Raw genomic sequence first — 19,598 nt, 5'->3', positions numbered from 1 at the left:
CTTTCGGGTGTCCTTCCTCACAACATTCGCGCACCTCACGGCGGCCGTGAACGGTTGTGAGGTGGATTGTCACCTGGCGATAACCTTCGGTAAATCCGGCGCAATCGGGGATGACGAAGATCGGAGTCATGCCTGATTCCAGCGCTACCCCGCCGAGCATTCGAACCGCGTGCTCATACTGCGGAGTGGGCTGCGGTATCACCGTGCGGACCGAGACCGATACCGCGGGCGCGCGGGTTATCGCGAAGGTGAGCGGCGACAAGCTGCATCCGGTGAATGCCGGGCGACTCTGCACCAAGGGCGCCACGCACGCCGAGCTGATGCGGGCTCGGGGTCGGATGGAGTCCGCCCACCGGCGTCCCGAGCGCGGACAGCCACCGGTACCGCTGCCGGTCGACGAGGCGGTGCTGGAGGCGGCGCGGCGGCTGCGCGCGATTCTCGACGAGCACGGGCCCGATTCGATCGCCATGTACGTCTCCGGGCAGATGTCCATCGAAGCCCAGTATCTGGCAACGAAATTGGCCAAGGGGCACCTGCGCACCGTGCATATGGAGGCGAATTCGCGGCTGTGCATGGCCAGTGCGGCCACCGGATACAAACAGTCGCTGGGTGCGGACGGACCGCCCGGATCGTATGACGATGTCGATCACGCCGACCTGTTCTTCGCCATCGGCGCGAATATGGCCGACTGCCATCCGATTCTGTTCCTGCGCATGGCCGAGCGGCTCAAGGCGGGCGCGAAGCTCATCGTGGTGGATCCGCGGCGCACCGATACCGCCGCGCGCGCGGATCTGTTCCTGCAGATCAAGCCGGGTACGGATCTGGCGCTGCTGAACGGGCTGCTGTACCTGCTGGTCGAGAACGGCGCCATCGACGCGGAATTCATCGCCGAGCACACCGAGGGCTGGGAGTCGATGCCGGAGTTCCTGGCCGACTACTCCCCCGATCTGGTCGCGCAATTGACCGGGGTCCCGGAGGCCGATATTCGCACCGCCGCCGAATGGATCGGCGCGGCCGGTGCGTGGATGTCGCTGTGGACCATGGGCGTGAATCAATCCACGCACGGCACCTGGACCAGCAATGCCATCATCAATCTGCATCTCGCGACGGGGGCGATCTGCCGCACCGGGTCCGGGCCGTTCTCGCTGACCGGGCAGCCCAATGCCATGGGCGGGCGCGAAATGGGTTATATGGGACCGGGATTGCCCGGTCAGCGCAGCCTGCTCGCGCCCGCCGATCGCGAATTCGTGGAGAAGGCTTGGGGATTGGAGCCCGGGACTATTCGCACCGAGGCCGGGCCGGGGACCGTGGACATGTTCCGCGGGCTCGCGGACGGCAGTATCAAGGCGTGCTGGATCATCTGCAGCAATCCCGTTGCCTCCATGGCCAATCGGCGCAATGTGATCGCCGGGCTGGAGGCGGCGGAGCTGGTGATCGCACAGGATGTGTACACCGATACCGCCACCAATGCCTACGCCGATCTGCTGCTGCCCGCCACGCTCTGGGCGGAATCCGATGCGGTGATGGTGAATTCGGAGCGCAACCTGACCCTGCTGCGCCAGTCGGTGGAGCCGATCGGTGACGCGCGACCGGATTGGCGATTGATCGCCGATATCGCCGAGGCCATGGGGTTCAGCGGGTTCGACTACCGCGACAGCGCCGAAATCTTCGAGGAGATAACGCGATTCACGAATCCCGCGACGGGATACGACCTGCGCGGAATCAGTTACGACGCCCTGCGCGAGGGTCCGATGCAGTGGCCTTGCCCCGATCCGGCGCGGCGGCGTAATCCGATTCGGTATGTGAACGACGGCAGCAGCCAGGAGCTGTTCATCGATGCCGAGGGACGGCAGCCGCGGCTCGCCTTCGCGACCCCCAGTCGCCGGGCGGTGTTCTATCCGCGCCCGCATCTGCTGCCCGCCGAGATGCCGGATGACGATCACCCGTTCGTGCTCAATACCGGTCGGCTGCAACATCAATGGCACACCATGACCAAGACCGGAAAGATCGCGAAGCTGGTCAAACTCAATGGTGCGCCCTTCGTGGAGGTGCATCCCGAGGATGCCGCCACCCTCGAAGTCCGCGCGGGCGATCAACTCGAGATCGCGTCCCGGCGCGGGCGGGCCGTACTGCCGGTGCGGATCAGTGATCGGGTGCTGCCCGGGAACTGCTTCGCGCCATTCCACTGGAATGACGAGCAGGGCGAATACCTGACCATCAATGCCGTCACCAATGACGCGGTCGATCCGGCCTCGCTGCAACCGGAGTTCAAGGCGTGTGCGGTGCGGCTGCGCAAGGTCGCGACAGTCTCCTCCCCCGCCCGGCCCGATACCGGCGCGACGGGAGCTCCGAACCGATCCCCACAGGATACGAACGGATTCGAACAGAGTCTGAGCGGACCCGATGGAGGCCGATTCGGAAGTCGGCACGGGTCGTACGGAACGCATGCGGGTGGCCCGGACGGGACGCATCCGCTGTCGGCCATGCTCGGCCTGGAACGCCCCGCCGCACCGACGCTCAGTGAGGCCGAGCGCATCTACCTCGGCGGCTACCTCGCTGCCCTGCAATCGCTTCCGGTGACCGGGGTTCCGGTGCTGCCGGAGACCGCGCCGATCTCCCCCGGCAGCCGGATGTGGATCGACGGTCTGCTGGCGGGCATGTATTCCCGCGGGCCGCAGCCAGGGACGGTAGCGTCGCAATATCAGCCGGATGCCCTATTCGGCTCTGCCACAGCTGATTTCGGCACGGACAGCGGCGCGGCCGCGGTCACGCGAACCGTGACAGTGCTCTGGGCCTCACAGACCGGCACCGCGGAGGAGTTGGCGGCGGCCGTCGCGACCCGGCTCACCGACGCCGGGTTCACCCCTCGGCTACTCGATATGGACGCCGCCGAGCTCACCGACCTGACCGGCGATGCACTCCTGATCAGCAGCACCTTCGGTGACGGCGGGCCGCCGGACAATGGCTCGGACTTCTGGGATCGCCTGACCGACAGCGAAATCCGGCTGCACAGCCTGCGCTACGCGGTCTTCGCGCTCGGCGACTCGTCCTACGACGACTTCTGTGGCCACGGCCGAAAACTCGACGAACTGCTGGCGAAACGCGGAGCGAAACGCCAACTTCCGCGCGTCGACAGCGAGCCGGATCACGAGACACTGTCGGCACAGTGGCTCGATGACGTGATCGCGGTCCTGGGTAGCGAAGGCACCACGGGCACAACCGGATCCATCGCCAGCCCAGCGCCCGAGTTCGGCCCTCACTCGGCCGGGTCGAGCGGATTCGGCGCCGGCTCGGCGGGATCCGGCGAATTCGGCGCGGGTACCGCGGCGGGATCCAGTGGATTCGGTGCGGGCGCCAGGGGTTCGAGCGGCTTCGACTCCGGCACAACCGATTCACCCGGTCGCGCACGAGGCGGCGCGGACGTGGGCGGGGCGTCCGGGGCGACGAGCGGCCGCGGAATGGCACGCGCCGCCGTCGCGACGCTGCCCGCGGCACCATTCACCCGCAATGCGCCGGTGCGGGCGGCGCTGGTGCGCAATGAGCTGCTCTCGCGGGCGGGGTCGGGAAAAGAGGTGCGGCAGTTCGGGTTCGATCTACGCGGTCTCGACGCGACCTATGAGGTGGGTGATTCGCTCGGTATCCGGCCCGCCAATTGCGATGCGCTGGTGACGGAGTGGCTCGCGGTCACCGGGTTGGACGGGAATCGGGTCATCGAGGTCGACGATGCGGAGCTCACGCTCGCGGACGCGCTGCGCACCCGCTACGACATCACCAAGGTGAGCACGGATCTGCTGTCCTTCATCGCGGAACGCAATACGCATCCGCGCCTGGCGAAGCTGTTGCGCAAGGACAATCGCAATGAGCTGGACGGTTATCTGTGGGATCGGCAACCGGTGGATGTGCTCCGCGATTTCCCCGCCGGAGCGGATCTGGTGGAGTGGCTCGGTGTGCTGAAAAAGCTACAGCCAAGGCAGTATTCGATCTCCTCTAGTCCACTGGTGAGCCCGCATGAGGTGCAATTGACGGTGGGTGTGGTGCGCTATGGCGAACCGGTGGCTCCGGGTTCGGCGCGGCGCGGTGGTGTCAGCTCCACCTTCCTGGCGGATCGGGCCGCGCTGGAGGTGCCGATTTTCCTGCAGCGCGCACCGCATTTCCGGCCGCCGCTGGATCCGAACGCGCCGATGATCATGGTCGGCCCGGGGACCGGGATCGCGCCGTTCCGCGGGTTCCTGCAGGAGCGGCGAGCACTGGGCAGCAAGGGCCGCAATTGGTTGTTCTTCGGTGATCAGCACGCCGCCGATCACTTCTACTACCGCACCGAGCTGGAGGATATGTTTCGCTCCGGTTTCCTGACCCGGCTCGATCTGGCGTTCTCACGGGATCAGCGTGAGCGAATCTATGTGCAGCACCGCATGATCGAGCACGGGGCCGAGCTGTGGTCGTGGCTGCGCGACGGCGGGCACTTCTACGTGTGCGGTGATGCCGCGCGCATGGCCAAGGATGTGGATGATGCCCTGCTGAAAATCGCTCGCATTCACGGGAAATTGAGCGAGGACGCGGCGCTGGCGTTCAAGAAGCAACTGGTCGCCGAGAAACGCTACGTACGCGACGTGTACTGATTCGCGCCCGCATTTCTCGGGGCAGCGCAGCGGTGGATTCCCGCGCCCACCACCCCTAACATGTGAAACGTTGTATTTTTCATGGAGGGGCGGGTCTTGAACCTACGAATCACCGGGCGAATCGCATTGGCGGCCTTGGCGGCGATCGTATCGATCGGAGCGATCGGATATCCCGCGACCGCGGATACCCCCGCGGCCGAAACGGTGAGCACCACGGCGAAAGCGCCCGACGGTTCCTACATCAAGAGCGTCGAGGTCAAAGACGCCCGTAACGTGCGGCTGACCGTCTTCTCGGCCGCCATGAACCAGAGCTTCCCGGTCGATGTGCTGCGCCCCGCCGACACCTCCGCGCCGCGGCCCACGCTGTACCTGCTCAATGGCGCGGGTGGCGGCGTCGACAACGCCACCTGGCAATTGCGCACGGACGCACTGGATTTCCTCTCCGACAAGAACATCAATGTGGTGCAGATCGTCGGTGGCGCGTTCGCCTGGTACACCGACTGGGTCAAGCCCGATCCGTCACTGGGCGTGAACAAGTGGGGCACCTACCTGGGTGATGAGCTGCCACCGCTGATCGACGCGGCGCTGAATACCAACCGGGTCAATGCCATTGCCGGCATCTCCATGGCGGGGCTGCCGATTCTGAATACCGCTATCTCGCATCCGGGCATGTTCCGCAGTGCGGCGTCGTACAGCGGTCTCTATCAGACCACCACGCCGATCGCCCGCCAGGCGGTGAAGGCGGTTACCGAGCTGTACGGTGGCGGCGATGTCACGAATATGTGGGGGCCGGAGAACGATCCGTTGTGGGCCGCCAATGACCCCACGCTGAATGCCGAAAAGCTGCGCGGTATCAATCTTTTCATCTCCTCCGGCACCGGAATACCCGGAATCTGGGATATTCCGGGCGGTAAATTCCGGATGGAGCAGCCCTCGGAGACCCCGCAGGTGGTGGCGCTCGGCGGCTTCATCGAGGCGAATGTGGAATTGTCCACCGTCACGTTGCAGCAGAAGCTGGATTCGCTCGGCATTCCCGCGACCTTCAATTACCGCCCCACCGGCACACATTCGTGGGGTTACTGGCAGGACGACCTGAAGACCTCGTGGCCGGTGCTGGCGGCGGGGCTGTACTCGGCGCCTTAGACGGCGGGCGGATTCAGGCGCGCGAAGTCCGGGAGCCGGTAATAGGGGTAGTAGGGGTACGGCGGAGTCACCGCGCTGGCCTTGTCAAGGCGCGCGATCTGTTCGGCGTCCAGGTTCCAGCCGACCGCGCCGAGGTTCTGCCGCAGTTGCTCCTCATTGCGCGCGCCGACGATGACGGTCGCCACGGAGGGCCGGGTGAGCAACCAGTTCAAGGCGATCTGCGGGACGGTGCGGCCGGTCTCGGCGGCCAGTTCGTCAAGTACGTCGACCACGTCGAAGAGCTTCTCCTCATCCACCGGCGGTCCGGCCTGGGCGGTCTGATGCAGGCGACTGCCCGTCGGAAGTGGTTGTCCGCGACGGATTTTGCCGGTGAGGCGGCCCCATCCGAGCGGGCTCCATACCACCGCGCCGACCCCTTGATCGACACCGAGCGGCATGAGCTCCCACTCGTAGTCCCGGCCGACCAAGGAGTAGTAGACCTGGTGGGCGACATAGCGCGGGAAGCCGTATCGATCCGCCGACGCAAGGGATTTCATGAGTTGCCAGCCCGCGAAGTTCGATGCGCCGATATAGCGGATCTTGCCCGCGCGCACCAGATCATCCAGTGCCGCAAGGGTTTCCTCGACCGGGGTACCGGCGTCGAAGGCGTGCAGTTGGAACAGATCGATGCGGTCGGTGCCGAGCCGAGTGAGCGAACCCTCCACCGCCTTGATGAGGCGGGCGCGGCCGGAACCCGCGTCATACGGTCCGGGACCGGTGGGCAGGGAGGCCTTGGTGGAGATGAGCAGATCGTCGCGGCGGCCCCGAATCGCCTCTCCGAGAACCTCTTCCGACGCACCGTCGGAGTAGACGTCGGCGGTGTCGAACATGGTGACGCCCGATTCCAGACTGATGTCCACCAGACGGCGCGCCTGCCGCGCGTCGGTATCGCCCCAGGCGCTGAACAGTTCCCCGCGCCCACCGAAGGTGCCCGCGCCGAAGCTCAAAGCCGGAACCAGCAGACCTGATGCGCCGAGTCGACGGTACTCCATTGCCCTACTCCTAACGGAACTACAGTTTCATTAACACCCCGAACGCTACACTCCTCTCGACACAAATGGAACTGGAGGCCCATTATGGAGCGGGAACCGACCATCCCCGGCTCGATTCGCCCAGGTGGGCGCACCGCCCGCATACGCGATGCGGTACTGCGCGCGGCCGGGGATCTGCTCGCCGAACGCGGCTTCGCACATCTGGACCTGAGTGAGGTGGCCGCCCGCGCCGAGGTCGGCAAGACCACCGTCTACCGCCGCTGGCGCACCCCCGCCGGACTGGTCGCGGACCTGCTCGTCGATATGGCGGAAACCTCACTCCCGCACAGTGATACGGGCTCGCTGCGCGGTGATCTGCGCGCCAATGCCGACCTGGTGGCGAACACCCTCACCGACTCTCGCCAGGGGCCCCTCTTCCGCGCGCTGATCGCCGCCGCCACCACCGACGACGCCACCGCCACCGCCCTGCACGCCTTCTACGACACCCGCCTGGCCGAATGGTCCCCCTGTATCGAATCCGCCCGCGCCCGAGGCGAGGTCCCACCCGGCACCAATCCCCGAGCCGTCCTGTCCGCGGTCTCCGCCCCCCTCTACTACCGCATCCTCACCAGCTCCGCACCGCTGGACGAGAACACCATTTCCGCCGCCGTCGAATCTGCCGTAATCGCCGCTCAGACAGGCGTTTTCGTTATATAGGCCCGGTAGAATCGATAGATGAAGGGTGATCGCGTGGAGATTGTCGTCGACACCGGCGACGGTTCCCGAAATTACGAAGTAGTAGCCAGTAGGGCCGGTCGGCGAGTAGAGGTCCGCATCGCACGCGGTGTGGTCGAAGTCAGCGAGGTGACGCGCACCGGCACAGCCGTTCGCACCGCCCGTTTCATATCGAGTCGCGTCCTGGCATTGGTCGAACATCCCGCCGACAAAGGCCCGCTGGACGGCGAGTAGCCGCCCCGCCGGAGCCTCCGTGATAGACCAGTCGGCCGATCATCAGCCGAAACCAGCGCGTACGGCCCCGAGGGATCAGCGGGTGAGCATCAGCGGCTGATGAGGCAGCAGTTCCACGAGGGCGACCAGGTCACCGTAGGGAACGGAGCCGTTGGCGAATCGATGTGCCATGCGCGCCAAGGTGGTTCGCGCTCCGTACTTGATTCGCATGCCCTCCTGCATGCGGGCGGCCGATTGGGCGTCACCGACGACCCGGGCGATGCCGTAGTGCTGGCGGGATCCGAGGGCGGGGCGTCCCCGCCAGTCGCCGGACTGGATTACCACCCGGCCGTCATCGGCCAGCTGCTGGGCCTCCGAGCCGTAGGAGGAGAGCAGGAAGGCCAGGCGGCCGAATTCGGCGGGCACCACCAGGTGGGGGGTGGTGGCGATGGTGCCGGGGCCGACCGCCCGTGTCACCAGGACGGACTTCGCGTCCCACCACAGCGAACCCTCATACCAGGGACTGGAAGCGCTGTGCGGCGTATCGGGTGTCGACTGGACATTTGTTTCCGGTGCGGTACGCGATCCCATTCCCACAAGAGCTCCAAACCAGTTGTCGTGCGGTGCCTTTCGAACCAAATCCAGATCGAATCCGGCGACGCCCACGACCATTCCACCCGCGTGTCGGGCTGAGAATCGCCGTAATTGTCCCGATCCCGAGGGTAGTCACGTCCCCGAATCCGTGCCACCACCCCCACACGGCGGGTCCGCCGAAACCGGGTCCGACCGCCTTCGCGGCCGGTGTCAGCGGGGTGTCAGTCGGGCGTCAGGTTCCTGCAAGCGCCGCCGGTGACAGTGGTCCTCGTGAACAGCACAGCACTTGCCGCCTCCGGCCCGCGGATGACCTACGGGGACCACACGCTCCTCGCCGGCATCGACCTGACCAGCGGTCCCGGCCTGCGCTCGATGCTGCGCGGCAATGGCATCGACCGCGTCGGCGAATTCCTGCGCGGCGATCACGCCGTCGCCCAGCTGATCCGGTTCGCACTGGTCGGCGGGGCGAGCAATATCGCCTACGTGCTGCTGTTCATGGCCATGAACAGCAGCGGCCCGCTGGTCGCCAATATCGCTGGCTCGATCGTGAGCACGATCATCGCGAATGAACTGCACCGCCGATTGACCTTCCGCGCCGCCGGGCGGGTCGGCTGGTTCAACGCCCAATGGGAGGGCGGCGGACTCGCGCTGATCGGCCTGGCGGTCAGCACGGCCGCGCTGGCCGGTCTCCAGTTCTGGGCTCCGGGTCTGAGCGAGCTGGCCCAGTCCGGCGCGGTGGTCGCCATCATGGCGGCGGTGGGTGGCCTGCGCTTCCTGGCCCTGCGCGGCTTCGTCTTCTGAACGCTACGACTCGGTGCCGGACATCTCCACGGTGATTTCCCCGCCCAGCTGATACCCCTGCTCCAACCGCAGTTTGTCACCGCTCCAAAACCGGCCCGGGTCATACCAATTCGGGCGTTTGGCGGGCAGCAGACCCATGCCCTGATAGGTCAGGGCGACAATCTCGGCGCAGTACGCGTTCTCCAGTCCGGCCTGTTCGGTTTCGTGCTTCCGCAACCGCTTCGGCACCGGCACCCGCCCGCGAATCCAACGACCCGCCAGTGCGCTGGTGGACGGAAACGGCATCCCGTCCAGGCGCGCCACCACCCGCAGCGCCGCATCCTCCATCTCACGGGTGACGGGCCGATCCAACTGCCGCAGCCACCCCTGCTGCTCGTACTCCCCCGTCCAGCGCATTACAGCGGCCCGCAGATCATGCAGCTGCGCCCCACGGTGATGGTTTCCGGACCAGATATCCGGCAGCGATCGCCCGAGTTCGGCATGCCACATCAGCGGCGGCAGATCATCGACGACGATCGCCATCCCCACATGATTCACCGGACTGTTGGTCAATCCCCGAATCGCCCGATCGGCTCCGGAATGCCCTCGGAAAAGCCATAGATCCCCGGTGCGCGTCAACTCGACCGCGGCATCCAACCCGAGACTTCCACCCGCTACCCCAGACACGCCAACTACCCTAAACGCATGCGCTATTGGAAGATACTGGGACTGGCCGGAGCCGCAGGTGTCGCCGCGACCGGCGTGGTCATAGTCCGCTCCGAACGCAAACGCCGCGCCTACACCCCGGACCAGGTCCGCGACCGCCTGCACTCCCGCCTCGCCGACCAGTCCGACCCTGAAACCAGCAGTTAAGGACGGTCGAAGCGGCCGGACTTCACGGCGTCGTTGAAACGGTCCCAGGCGAACCCGTCGAAGACCAGGACCGGGCTGGCGGTCCCCAACTTCGAGTCGCGCACTCCGACTCGAGTGTCATCCTGGTAGACCTCAACGCAGTCGTTGGCATTCGAAGATCGACTGGACTTGTACCACTGCCGAACGGGCGGTTGATTATTCACGCCTCGTACTCCTTCGCAACTCGCAACACCATGTCCCGGGTGTCGTCTTCAGACAACGCTACCGCCCGCAACACCGAGATCGCTTCCTGATATCTGGCAACGACTTCGGGTTGCTCGTGATAGAGCGCACCGACCGCGCCTTCGAGGTAGACAACTGTCGGTTCGTTCAAACCGCTTTCCAGGCACGGGAATTCGAGCATGTGGAACGATTGGATCGTCAGACCCCGGTGTGGTCCGGCACCGAACGGGACCACACGGATACTGATGTTGTCGCGGTTGCCGACCTCCGCCAGCCAGCGCATCTGCGCGGCCATCACAGCAGGCGAGGCGGGTTGGTGCCGCAGCACCGCCTCGGACAGCAGTGCGTCCATGGCGAACTCGCCCTCGGTCAATCTGACTTGCCGCTTTTCGGCCAACTCGATCCGGCGCTCGACATTGACCGCAGACAGCCCGGGAACTTCCAGACGAGCGAGCGCCCGGCGGTAGTCGGCCGTTTGCAGCAACCCTGGAACCAGGACGAGCTGGTGTGCGGTGGCGCGATTGGACGCCGCCTCCAAACGCAGGAAGTGCGGGAAGTGCGACGCGAGCTGATCCGTGTACGGCTGCCAGAACCCCTTCGAATTGCCTTGCAGCTTATCCTGTTTCGCCTGCTCCCTCACTTCACCCCAAAGCCGCAACGCCTCGGCGTGGACCTCCGGCGTCACCCTGTACAGGTCGAGTAATTGACCTATCTGCGCCGTAGCGATCTTGGTGGGGATTCCCTCTTCCAGACGCAGCAAGGTCTGCTTCGACGTCTCGATGTGCAGCCCGGCCGACAGCGCGCTGACCTTTGCGCCGTCACGGATTTCACGCAGAAACTTTCCGAATGCTCTGCGGGAAACGGTGCTCATTTCATTAGCCTCGCTATCCGGGTTGGCACTTTTTGGGCCGCCCCAATATGGCCCTCCAACAGGATTTCACGGGCCGACCAATTCTCGCGGTGCATTGGATCAATTCGATGTCTACTTGAGCAGTACCTCCCGGCGACGACCTCGGCCAAGCCGTCGCCATTCGACAACCAGAGCGAATACCGGCAAAGGGGACATTCAAATGCTTTGGGAATCTTGGGTTTTACTCATCCTGTTCATCGGCGGCCTGATCACCATCCTCACCGCTCTGGCGGCAGACCTGCGCGAAAGTGACTGCCACCAAGGCCAACCGGCGGGGTTCCGGTTCGAATTGTCCACTGGCAGTAGTTATCCCATGATGGTCCGACCCGCGCACGGACGGCACCGCGCCGTCGACGCGACCGGTCGGTGGCGGCGATGACGGGCGTGTACTCCCGACTCGATCATCACCCCGTATCGGCATATCGAGTCGACCTGCGTTATCCGCAGGGCGTGCGAGCGCTGCTGTATCCACATCGCAATTGCATTGCCGGAATTGGGCACAATGCGAAGAGTTGCGGTCGATTGCGGCAGCTGCTCGAGATCGCCGACCGCAACGAATGGCATTGGGCGGAGCAGATAGTCAATTCGGAACCGAGGAGTACGGAAACGGCGGAAAGATACGGTCCGCGCCTGAAGATGCTCGAGGCGCACACCGTCGGGGAGTCCGAAAGCCGGATGTCGCAAACCGAGGCAATCGAAGCCAGGGTGCACCACCGCGACTGCGACCCACCCTGTGAACGCGCCCGTGCCGCATCCGAGCGATTGCGGAAAGACTTCGCCGAGAAGCCCGCGACGATTCTGCGATTCCCGGATCGCATCGACCTCTGAACCATCATCGGGCAGACGCGCATACGCGGGCGGGTTGCCGAGTCCGGTCCGGAAGTGCATCCTCGAAGGTGCCCGACTTCACCCGGCTCAGCCGATACGGAGGAGAGGAGCATCCGATGACCGAGCGTATCGACGGTGTGCCCGAGGCCGACTACGTCGAACAGCACACCCCGGCATTCCCCGCCGACGCCGCCTATCCCGACGCGGACGCCTATCCCGACAAGGACGTCCTGGCGGACACCCCGCTGGAAGCAGATTCCGAGCTGACGCCACTGACCACCGGCGACAGCAACTGGAATGCCGATGAGGGAGATCTCATCGAGCAGTCGATCCCCGTCCCGATGGATGATGATTACGAGACCGAGGACGCGGGAGACTGATCGAGCGACCCGGCCGAATACGGGAGTAACCTGCCGAGGTGACGGATGCTTCGCATCGACCTCTGCTGTTTCTCGACATCGATGGACCATTGATCCCGTTCGGCCTAGCGCCCGAATCCGATGCGTCCCCGCCTCCCGTCACAGCACAGCCAGCCCTTTCGAATCCCCTCGCGCAGCGCGTCGATCCTGCGCTCGGCCCGCTGCTGGCCGCACTTCCCTGCGAACTGTTGTGGGCCGCCACCTGGATGGATGAGGCCAACCGCTCGATCGGCCCGCTGCTGGGGCTACCCACGTTGGAAGTCGTCGCGTGGCCGGACGAATCGAATGATCGCGTCGATGAATGGTTCGGGTTGCATTGGAAAACCCGCACACTGGTCGAGTTCGCGGCGGGCAGACCGTTCCTCTGGATCGATGACGAGATCGGTGACAGCGACCGGGAATGGGTATCGCGCGAGCATCCTGGCCGGGCGCTTCTGCATCGCGTGGACCCGTGTATCGGGTTGCGGCCCAATGACTTTGCGGCCTTTATCGAATGGTTCGGGCCCACACCAGAGATCGTGGTCGTGAGATAGGTAACGGGGATGGGCACGGGGCCTTCGTAGCGGACGGTGGAAACGCTTTAGTTCCAGCGGGGTTCGGCAGATGGCCACGATTTTTCGGAGTGGGAACCTTGGGGGACGTACCCGGCTTTCGCTCCCCCATTGGGTGCCGCGTTCTCACCTTCCAGCCTGGCTGGGAGGACCTGGTCGCCTTTTAGGACCACGACGAACAAGGACACATTAATCGCACGTTTCGGACGTACCCCACATCTAATTCGGCTTCCTCAGAAGGGGGGGGCGCGTCGCTATATTCCGGGGCATTCGCCTGCGGGCGTGCGGGTTTGCGGCGGCGTTGAGCGGGGGTGCAGTAGACGTGCACCAGTTCTGTGAGTTCGTTCATCACTCGGCCCGGATTCAATAGGGGCTCAACCGGTTCGGGGGTCGGGACGCCTTGCGCTGTGATGGGTGGGACGTGGACTCGGGGGAAGAGGAATTTCATTCCCTCGGGGGTTGTGGTGACCGATTCTCCGGTGGGAGAGCGCCATTCGACTCGGCGGTTCGGGTGGTGGATGATCTGCCAGCCGTTGGCACCGTTGTCGGCCAGGGTCTTGAGGCGGTGGTGGCGACGGCAGCGGCAACCGAGGTTGGCTTCGGTGGTGCGGCCACCGGACTCGGGGGCACCGTGGTCGAAGCGGTCCTGATGGTCCAGGTCGGTGGCCGCTGCGGGCACCATGCAGCCGGGCGCGCGGCAACCACCATCGAGCGCGCGCACCTTACCCGCGAGACGCGCGGCCGGGCGGTAACGCGTCTCCGACTCGGCACCAGCGGATTTCGCGCTACCCGATTCGACGGCATAGTGAGAATCCGTGGCGGACACATCGGGGGCGGAGGCGGGGGCGGTGATGATGTCGAAGTGGGCGTGGCGGGCGATCTGGCGGGCCAGGTCCGCGTCGATCGCACCGAAACCCGCCAGCAGCGCGGGGTTGTCGCGCAAACCCGCGAGAGTCTCGGCGGAGACACCCACCTGCACAAGGGCTTTGCGCGGCACGGCGGGAAAATCGGCGGTGGCCGCACGCGTGGTGGCGGACAGATCGGCAGTGGCGGCGCGCGCGGCGGCAAGCTGCTCCGGGGTGCCCGTGCGGGGGCAGGTCGGGTCGGCGCACTGGCAGCACAGGCGATTGCTGCCGTCCGCCAAGGCGACGAGGGCATCGGCGCGGCGCTGGTTCGCAGTGCGGGGATCGTTGCCACAGCACTGTGTGCAGGACATTTCCCGCAGCCGCTCGTACAGGGCCTGCGCACCTGGGGCGGGCAGGACACCATCGAGTATCGCGGTGCCGTTGTCCGCGGCACGCACCATCACATAACGCTCGGCCTCGGCGGCCTTGCGGCGCTCGGCCTGCCCCGCCGGATCGAGCTCGAGCAGCCAGCGGCGCAGGGTGCGCTTGACCCGCGACGGGTCCGCGGTCTCCGCATAGGCGGCGATCCGCGGTTCCACCAGCGCCACCAGCTCTTCGGAGGCATTGAGAAGCACCTCACGAATCGCGCGGGCACGCGGCAGATCGATCCGCCCGGCACAAAAGGCTTCCCGCACATGCGGCAGGCGCGCATCCAAATCCAGCCCGAACCCGATCAACACATCGGCCTGCCGTTGGGAAACCTTCAGCGCGACAGCGATTTCGGTGGCGGCGTCCTCCCCCGCGTGCACCGCCCGCACCCCGAGCTCGAGCTGCTGTGCCCGGCGCAGCCGATACAGCTGAGCCATCAATTCGGCTTCCTCGGCCTGCCCCGCAGCTATCCTCGAGTGCACCGCCCGCAACCGCTCCACCAAGTCGTAGCTGGTGAGCCCGATAGCAGCGATTTCGCCCATACGTTCGATCTTACTGCGCCACAACGCAACACGCGTGCCCCTCAAAGACAACACACCGAGCGAATGATCAGCAAATAACGATCGAAATCTTTTTGCGTTTTGCTCTTTCTCGAAAACGCAACCACGGCAGGTCTTCCGGTCCAGAACGTAGGTTCTCAACCAAAGTCCGGTAGCTGAAGCCGGGTACGGCAGGCGAGGTTCCCACTCTGAGAATTCGTGGCCATCCCCCGAACCCCGCTGGAACCCAAAGCCCCCACCCAAGTCCGCTACGAAGGCCCCGAGCCGATCCCACCGCACCCCGTGAGAGTCAGTTGGCGATGCCCGCGCGGACCGTGGCGTGCAGTTCGCGGAGGCTGGAGCGTTCGGTGGCCACCTCCAAAACCCTTATGCCGTGGGCGTTTTCGGTCAGCGCCTGGGCCAGTTGGTTGGGGTCCACCTGGCGGTGCGGGACTCGGTAGGCGGCGCACAGGGCTGCGAGGTCCATGCCGTGCGGGGTGCCGAAGACGCGTTCGAAAACGCCCGCGTACTGGGGATCACCCTGTTCGAGGAGTTCGAAGATGCCGCCGCCGTCGTCATTGGCCACCACGATGGTGAGGTCTTCGGGGCGGGGTTCGCCCGGGCCGACCAGCAGGCCGGAAGCGTCGTGCAGGAAGGTCAGGTCGCCCATGAGGGCGACCGTGCGGCCGGGGTGGGTCAGGGCCGCGCCGACCGCCGCCGAGACGGTGCCGTCGATACCGGCCACGCCGCGGTTCGAGAGGACTCGGATGCCGGGGCGGGGGTGCGAGACCAGGGCGGAATCGCGGACCGGGTTGGACGCGCCGAGTAGGAGTTGGTCACCCTCGTGGAGGGAATCCATGACCACGGCCGCGACGTGCAGGCCGGTCGGTTTGGGGTGGCCCGCGAGTTCGGCCCGGACCACCGCGACCGCCTTCTCGTTCAGATCGTGGCACTGGTCGAGCCATTCGGCGCGCGGCTTGCCGTAGGTGACCGCGCGGGTGCCGGTGCCGACCACATTGCCCGAGACATCGGGCCAGCGCGGACCGGTGGTCAGGGCGTAGACGGTGACCTCGGGGTCGGCCAGCACGTTGGAGACCTGGCGGTGCAGGGTCGGACGGCCGGTGATGATGGCCTGTTTCGGCTTCAGCAGACCCAGTGCGAGGGGATGCAGCGCCGGACCGTGCATGGGCGCGGTGGGTTCGGCGACCGTCGGCAGCGCGGCGAGTTCGGGACGATGCCCCGCGCCGTGACCGGAGATGACGACCGTATCCAGGCTCAGATCGATATCGAGGGGTACGTCCAGGGTCGCGTATTGCGTTGCGGTCCACGGGCGATCGTCGGGGCGGCCCAGGGGCAGCGGATCACCGACGGCCATATCGGGGACGAGGGGTTCGCGCAGCGGAATGTCGAAGTGCACGGGTCCGGCATTGCCGGAGCGGGTACCGCGCGCGGCGGCCAGCACGCGACATACGGCCGAGCGCCACAGACTGTTCTGCCGCGGGTACAGCTCTTCGCCGATTTCGACCTCGGCGAGGCCGAGGCTGATGGTCGCGCGCACCTGGCTGCCGAAGAGCCCGAGCTGTTCGACGGTCTGATTGGCACCGCTGCCGAGCATCTCGTACGGCCGATTGGCGCTGAGCACGATCAACGGCATGCGCGCGTAGTTCGCCTCGAGCACCGCCGGGCCGAGATTGGCGACCGCGGTACCGGAGGTCATCACGACCGGTACGGGTCGTCCGCTGGACGCGGTGAGGCCGATGGCCAGGAATCCGGCGCTGCGCTCATCGATCCGCATATGCAACCGAATCCGCCCGGCCGCGTCGGCGGCCTGTAATGCGAAGGCGAGCGGGGCATTTCGCGATCCCGGGCACAGGACCACATCTCGCACACCGCCGCGCGCGAGTTCGTCGACGACGACGTGCGCCTGTGCTGTCGAAGGATTCACCCTCCCAGCCTCTCAGACAGTCGATATCCGCGCTGCGTCAGCCTGCTCACAGCCTGGTGAGGCAAGTTAGGCTTTGCTAACCTAAGCCCATGTCGAAGCGACCCAAATATGTCAAGCCCGAACATCGGGAGATCCTCACCGCGCAGGTATTGGCGAGCAAACGGATCAGTCCGAATTTCGTGCGCGTCACCTTGGGTGGGGATGGGCTGGCGGGGTTCACCGCCATGGGATTCGACCAGTGGTTCCGGCTGTTCCTGCCCGGTAAGGACGGCGGCCTGAAACTCCCCACCTCCACGAGCAGCCTGGGCTGGTACGCGCAGTACCTCATGATGGGCAAGGAGCACCGGCCGCTGGTGCGCAATTACACCGTGCGCGAGTACCGCGCCGCGGGGTTCGGCGAATTCGGCAGCACCGCCGAACTCGATATCGACTTCTATTCGCACGGGGATGACAGTCCGGCGTCGACCTGGGCGACTGGAGCGACACCCGGCGACAAGGTGGGGCTGCTGGACGAGGGCATCACCTATCAGGCCCCGGATCACACCGAATGGTCGCTGCTGGTGGGTGACGAGAGCGCGCTCCCCGGTATCGCGGGCATTCTGCGCTCCGCGCCGCGCGGACTCGAAGGCGCTGTGTACCTGGAGATCTCACACGCCGAGGACAAGCAAGAGCTTGGTGAACCCGCGGGCGTGCAGGTGAATTGGCTGGTCCGCACCGATCCGCAGGCCCCGACGGGCGCACTGGTCACCGATGCGGTGCGACGCGCGGAACTGCCCGCCAAGGGCGTCTACGGGTTCGTCGCGGGCGAGCAGAAACTCGCGGCCGGGGTGCGGCGGCACCTGGCACAGGACCGCGAAATTCCCAAGGCGGACATCACCTTCACCGGCTACTGGCGAGTCGGCAAGGCCGCGGGCTGAATCCAGCCCGTTCGTGGCCCGGCTCGGTTCTGGAGCGACCGGAGGGTGCGACGAAGGAGTGCCCGGAGCGAGTGAAGAACCGAGCTCACAGGGCCACGAACCCGCCGTAGCGAAGCGGAGGCCAAAAACCACGGCTCGCGGCCCTTATGGGCCGCGAGCCGGTCATTTGATCAACCAGCGTGACGCTGCACAAGCGCACCGACGCGCGGAAGCGCCTCGGCCACATGCTTCTTCGCCGAAGACCGCATGGAGTTGTAGACCTTGGTCAGCGCGGGACGCGAGGACGCGGAGGCGCGCTCGTCGGTGACCGAGAGCAGCGCCTCGGAGACCTCGTCCTGCTTGGCGATCAGCAGGTCGGCGAACGAGCCGGCGCCGGACGCCTGGTACTCGGACCAGAACGGCTCGAGCGACGCCACGAACTTCGGGATGAAGGACTCCAGCGCATCACCGACGATGGTGGGGCTGACCTTCTTCACCGCGGCGTAGCCGCCCTTCACGGCGAGGCCCGACGCGCCGCCCTTGTCCGACACCTCAGCATCCAGAACCTCTTTGGCGTCGGCCAGGAAGGCCGGACGCTTGGCGTCATCGAGCAGGGATTCAGACAGTGCTGCAACCACTTTCAGGTTCCTCCGGATAGTTTTTCGATGAACGAGCGCATGGAACTATACGCACCGCTGTCCCCCTGCACACGATGCAGACGCCCTACGACTGCCTAGGCAGCAACTGCACTGTAAAGCCTCCGCAATCAGTTGGCACCCTTTCGATTCCGCGTTGTTAACCCGGTCGCCCGACCAGCAGGTACCGCCGCAGTCCCGCCGCCGTCCCGCCTCTCCGAGACTTCAAGCGACCGCTTGGGGACGTCCAGCGGTCGCGCACCGCGCTCACGGCTACGTACCCAGCGAGTTTCGGGCGTACCCCGGGAGGTACCCCCGGCGGTGCGAAATCAGTCGTCACCTTGCGTTACGCATTACCGGCCCGGCTATGTTCAAGCGTGTGACCTTCAATGAAGCGCTGTGGAAACCTGTCCCTGGATTCGAAGACCTCACCGACATCACGTATCACCGGCATGTCGAGCAGGGGACTGTTCGAATCGCGTTCGACCGTCCCGAAGTTCGTAATGCCTTTCGGCCGCATACCGTTGACGAGCTGTATCGGACACTCGACCATGCGCGGATGACCTCCGATGTGGGGGCGGTGCTGCTCACCGGGAACGGGCCGAGTCCCAAGGATGGCGGCTGGGCGTTCTGCTCCGGTGGCGATCAGCGGATTCGCGGGCGCAGCGGGTACCAGTACGCCGAGGGTGAGACCGCGGACACCGTCGATCCGGCGCGGGCGGGCCGGCTGCACATTCTCGAGGTGCAGCGGCTCATTCGGTTCATGCCGAAGGTCGTCATCGCACTGGTGAACGGGTGGGCGGCCGGTGGCGGGCACAGCCTGCACGTCACCTGTGATCTGACCCTGGCCAGCCGTGAGCATGCCAAGTTCAAGCAGACCGATGCCGATGTGGGCTCGTTCGACGGCGGCTACGGCAGCGCCTACCTGGCGAAGATGGTGGGGCAGAAGCGGGCTCGCGAGATCTTCTTCCTGGGGCGGCCGTACACCGCCGAGGAGATGCATGTCATGGGAGCGGTCAACGCGGTCGTTGATCACGACGAGCTGGAGAATGTGGCCCTGGAATGGACCGCCGAGATTCTCGGCAAGTCGCCGCAGGCGATCCGCATGCTCAAGTACGCGTTCAACCTCAGCGATGACGGACTGGTCGGTCAGCAGCTCTTCGCGGGTGAGGCCACCCGCCTCGCCTATATGACCGATGAGGCCGTCGAGGGCCGCGACTCGTTCCTGCAGAAGCGTGACCCGGACTGGTCTCCGTACCCGTACTACTTCTGACAACATGGAACCACGCCCTCCGAAACACACACGCCAAGGTTCGCGGCCGTCCCGGTTCTGGACTGAGCGGAGGCGGGGGAGCGAAGCGGAGGAGCCGGAGGGAGGGAAGAACCGGGACTTCGGGGCCGCGAACCCGCCC

At 65.7% G+C, this 19,598-nt stretch carries 20 protein-coding genes; 12 read left to right on the top strand and 8 right to left on the bottom strand.

Features of this window, described 5'->3' with window-relative positions; all coding sequences use genetic code 11:
- Positions 1-128 precede the first annotated feature (128 nt).
- Positions 129-4,619, top strand: a complete 4,491-nt coding sequence (locus tag OHB26_RS14575) for a bifunctional nitrate reductase/sulfite reductase flavoprotein subunit alpha (RefSeq protein ID WP_330184702.1) — start codon at positions 129-131, stop codon at positions 4,617-4,619.
- 96 nt (positions 4,620-4,715) lie between these two features.
- On the top strand, positions 4,716-5,762 hold the full coding sequence (locus tag OHB26_RS14570; protein ID WP_330184701.1) for an alpha/beta hydrolase: 1,047 nt from the start codon (positions 4,716-4,718) through the stop codon (positions 5,760-5,762).
- Here OHB26_RS14570 and OHB26_RS14565 read toward each other — a convergent pair.
- Positions 5,759-6,793 (bottom strand): aldo/keto reductase, encoded by a 1,035-nt coding sequence (locus OHB26_RS14565; RefSeq protein WP_330184700.1) that lies wholly within the window; start codon positions 6,791-6,793, stop codon positions 5,759-5,761. The genes OHB26_RS14570 and OHB26_RS14565 overlap by 4 nt on opposite strands.
- An 84-nt stretch (positions 6,794-6,877) precedes the next feature.
- Between OHB26_RS14565 and OHB26_RS14560 the strand changes: the two genes are divergently transcribed.
- Both OHB26_RS14560 and OHB26_RS14555 read left to right on the top strand, forming a co-directional pair.
- Positions 6,878-7,489, top strand: coding sequence for a TetR/AcrR family transcriptional regulator (locus OHB26_RS14560; protein ID WP_330184699.1), 612 nt, complete (start codon positions 6,878-6,880; stop codon positions 7,487-7,489).
- 18 nt (positions 7,490-7,507) lie between these two features.
- Positions 7,508-7,741, top strand: a complete 234-nt coding sequence (locus OHB26_RS14555; RefSeq protein WP_330184698.1) for a hypothetical protein — start codon at positions 7,508-7,510, stop codon at positions 7,739-7,741.
- 75 nt (positions 7,742-7,816) lie between these two features.
- On the opposite strand, the gene OHB26_RS14550 is transcribed toward OHB26_RS14555, so the two are convergent.
- On the bottom strand, positions 7,817-8,311 hold the full coding sequence (locus OHB26_RS14550) for a hypothetical protein (RefSeq protein ID WP_330184697.1): 495 nt from the start codon (positions 8,309-8,311) through the stop codon (positions 7,817-7,819).
- A 375-nt stretch (positions 8,312-8,686) separates the two neighbouring features.
- Here OHB26_RS14550 and OHB26_RS14545 point away from each other — a divergent pair, with 375 nt between their 5' ends.
- Positions 8,687-9,115 carry a GtrA family protein gene (locus OHB26_RS14545; protein ID WP_330185643.1) on the top strand — a complete coding sequence of 143 codons (429 nt, stop codon included), beginning with the start codon at positions 8,687-8,689 and terminating at the stop codon, positions 9,113-9,115.
- Between the two features lie 3 nt (positions 9,116-9,118).
- Here OHB26_RS14545 and OHB26_RS14540 read toward each other — a convergent pair whose 3' ends face one another.
- Entirely contained in the window at positions 9,119-9,781 is a 663-nt protein-coding gene (locus OHB26_RS14540) for a hypothetical protein (protein WP_330184696.1), read from the bottom strand.
- 18 nt (positions 9,782-9,799) lie between these two features.
- On the opposite strand from OHB26_RS14540, the gene OHB26_RS14535 reads away from it, so the two are divergent.
- On the top strand, positions 9,800-9,967 hold the full coding sequence (locus OHB26_RS14535; protein ID WP_330184695.1) for a hypothetical protein: 168 nt from the start codon (positions 9,800-9,802) through the stop codon (positions 9,965-9,967).
- On the opposite strand, the gene OHB26_RS14530 is transcribed toward OHB26_RS14535, so the two are convergent.
- Positions 9,964-10,170: a DUF397 domain-containing protein gene (locus OHB26_RS14530; protein ID WP_330184694.1), complete on the bottom strand. Its 207-nt coding sequence runs from the start codon at positions 10,168-10,170 to the stop codon at positions 9,964-9,966. The genes OHB26_RS14535 and OHB26_RS14530 overlap by 4 nt on opposite strands.
- Complete coding sequence (locus tag OHB26_RS14525; RefSeq protein WP_330184693.1) at positions 10,167-11,060, bottom strand: helix-turn-helix domain-containing protein; 894 nt, start codon at positions 11,058-11,060, stop codon at positions 10,167-10,169. The genes OHB26_RS14530 and OHB26_RS14525 overlap by 4 nt, the downstream gene beginning before the upstream one ends.
- Before the next feature lie 199 nt (positions 11,061-11,259).
- Between OHB26_RS14525 and OHB26_RS14520 the strand changes: the two genes are divergently transcribed.
- The 4 genes from OHB26_RS14520 (at position 11,260) to OHB26_RS14505 (ending at position 12,879) form a co-directional block, all read left to right on the top strand.
- Positions 11,260-11,478 carry a hypothetical protein gene (locus OHB26_RS14520; RefSeq protein WP_330184692.1) on the top strand — a complete coding sequence of 73 codons (219 nt, stop codon included), beginning with the start codon at positions 11,260-11,262 and terminating at the stop codon, positions 11,476-11,478.
- Complete coding sequence (locus OHB26_RS14515; protein ID WP_330184691.1) at positions 11,475-11,927, top strand: hypothetical protein; 453 nt, start codon at positions 11,475-11,477, stop codon at positions 11,925-11,927. Before OHB26_RS14520 ends, OHB26_RS14515 begins: the two co-directional genes overlap by 4 nt.
- Positions 11,928-12,043: 116 nt before the next feature.
- Positions 12,044-12,307, top strand: coding sequence for a hypothetical protein (locus OHB26_RS14510; protein WP_330184690.1), 264 nt, complete (start codon positions 12,044-12,046; stop codon positions 12,305-12,307).
- A 38-nt stretch (positions 12,308-12,345) separates the two neighbouring features.
- Positions 12,346-12,879 (top strand): hypothetical protein, encoded by a 534-nt coding sequence (locus tag OHB26_RS14505; protein WP_330184689.1) that lies wholly within the window; start codon positions 12,346-12,348, stop codon positions 12,877-12,879.
- Between the two features lie 181 nt (positions 12,880-13,060).
- Here OHB26_RS14505 and OHB26_RS14500 read toward each other — a convergent pair whose 3' ends face one another.
- Complete coding sequence (locus tag OHB26_RS14500) at positions 13,061-14,713, bottom strand: HNH endonuclease signature motif containing protein (protein ID WP_330184688.1); 1,653 nt, start codon at positions 14,711-14,713, stop codon at positions 13,061-13,063.
- A 307-nt stretch (positions 14,714-15,020) separates the two neighbouring features.
- Complete coding sequence (gene menD, locus OHB26_RS14495; RefSeq protein ID WP_330184687.1) at positions 15,021-16,655, bottom strand: 2-succinyl-5-enolpyruvyl-6-hydroxy-3-cyclohexene-1-carboxylic-acid synthase; 1,635 nt, start codon at positions 16,653-16,655, stop codon at positions 15,021-15,023.
- Between the two features lie 89 nt (positions 16,656-16,744).
- Here menD and OHB26_RS14490 point away from each other — a divergent pair, with 89 nt between their 5' ends.
- Positions 16,745-17,572, top strand: coding sequence for a siderophore-interacting protein (locus tag OHB26_RS14490; protein ID WP_330184686.1), 828 nt, complete (start codon positions 16,745-16,747; stop codon positions 17,570-17,572).
- Between the two features lie 170 nt (positions 17,573-17,742).
- Here OHB26_RS14490 and OHB26_RS14485 read toward each other — a convergent pair whose 3' ends face one another.
- Entirely contained in the window at positions 17,743-18,189 is a 447-nt protein-coding gene (locus OHB26_RS14485) for a DUF6918 family protein (protein WP_330184685.1), read from the bottom strand.
- Between the two features lie 376 nt (positions 18,190-18,565).
- On the opposite strand from OHB26_RS14485, the gene OHB26_RS14480 reads away from it, so the two are divergent.
- Complete coding sequence (locus OHB26_RS14480; protein ID WP_330184684.1) at positions 18,566-19,459, top strand: 1,4-dihydroxy-2-naphthoyl-CoA synthase; 894 nt, start codon at positions 18,566-18,568, stop codon at positions 19,457-19,459.
- The last annotated feature ends 139 nt before the right edge of the window (positions 19,460-19,598 follow it).

This window comes from Nocardia sp. NBC_01503 (assembly GCF_036327755.1).
Classification (GTDB): domain Bacteria; phylum Actinomycetota; class Actinomycetes; order Mycobacteriales; family Mycobacteriaceae; genus Nocardia.
The sequence above is the reverse complement of the archived record's forward strand: the minus strand, read 5'-3'. Positions and strand labels throughout refer to the sequence as shown.

Bases quoted from the DNA above. Each gene is read 5' to 3' on its own strand.
- OHB26_RS14550 (WP_330184697.1), bottom strand. From the start codon at position 8,311: ATGGGATCGCGTACCGCACCGGAAACAAATGTCCAGTCGACACCCGAT.
- OHB26_RS14575 (WP_330184702.1), top strand. From the start codon at position 129: ATGCCTGATTCCAGCGCTACCCCGCCGAGCATTCGAACCGCGTGCTCA.
- OHB26_RS14555 (WP_330184698.1), top strand. From the start codon at position 7,508: ATGAAGGGTGATCGCGTGGAGATTGTCGTCGACACCGGCGACGGTTCC.
- OHB26_RS14490 (WP_330184686.1), top strand. From the start codon at position 16,745: ATGTCGAAGCGACCCAAATATGTCAAGCCCGAACATCGGGAGATCCTC.
- OHB26_RS14525 (WP_330184693.1), bottom strand. From the start codon at position 11,060: ATGAGCACCGTTTCCCGCAGAGCATTCGGAAAGTTTCTGCGTGAAATC.
- OHB26_RS14510 (WP_330184690.1), top strand. From the start codon at position 12,044: ATGACCGAGCGTATCGACGGTGTGCCCGAGGCCGACTACGTCGAACAG.
- OHB26_RS14545 (WP_330185643.1), top strand. From the start codon at position 8,687: ATGCTGCGCGGCAATGGCATCGACCGCGTCGGCGAATTCCTGCGCGGC.
- OHB26_RS14560 (WP_330184699.1), top strand. From the start codon at position 6,878: ATGGAGCGGGAACCGACCATCCCCGGCTCGATTCGCCCAGGTGGGCGC.
- OHB26_RS14565 (WP_330184700.1), bottom strand. From the start codon at position 6,793: ATGGAGTACCGTCGACTCGGCGCATCAGGTCTGCTGGTTCCGGCTTTG.
- OHB26_RS14500 (WP_330184688.1), bottom strand. From the start codon at position 14,713: ATGGGCGAAATCGCTGCTATCGGGCTCACCAGCTACGACTTGGTGGAG.
- OHB26_RS14535 (WP_330184695.1), top strand. From the start codon at position 9,800: ATGCGCTATTGGAAGATACTGGGACTGGCCGGAGCCGCAGGTGTCGCC.
- OHB26_RS14520 (WP_330184692.1), top strand. From the start codon at position 11,260: ATGCTTTGGGAATCTTGGGTTTTACTCATCCTGTTCATCGGCGGCCTG.
- OHB26_RS14515 (WP_330184691.1), top strand. From the start codon at position 11,475: ATGACGGGCGTGTACTCCCGACTCGATCATCACCCCGTATCGGCATAT.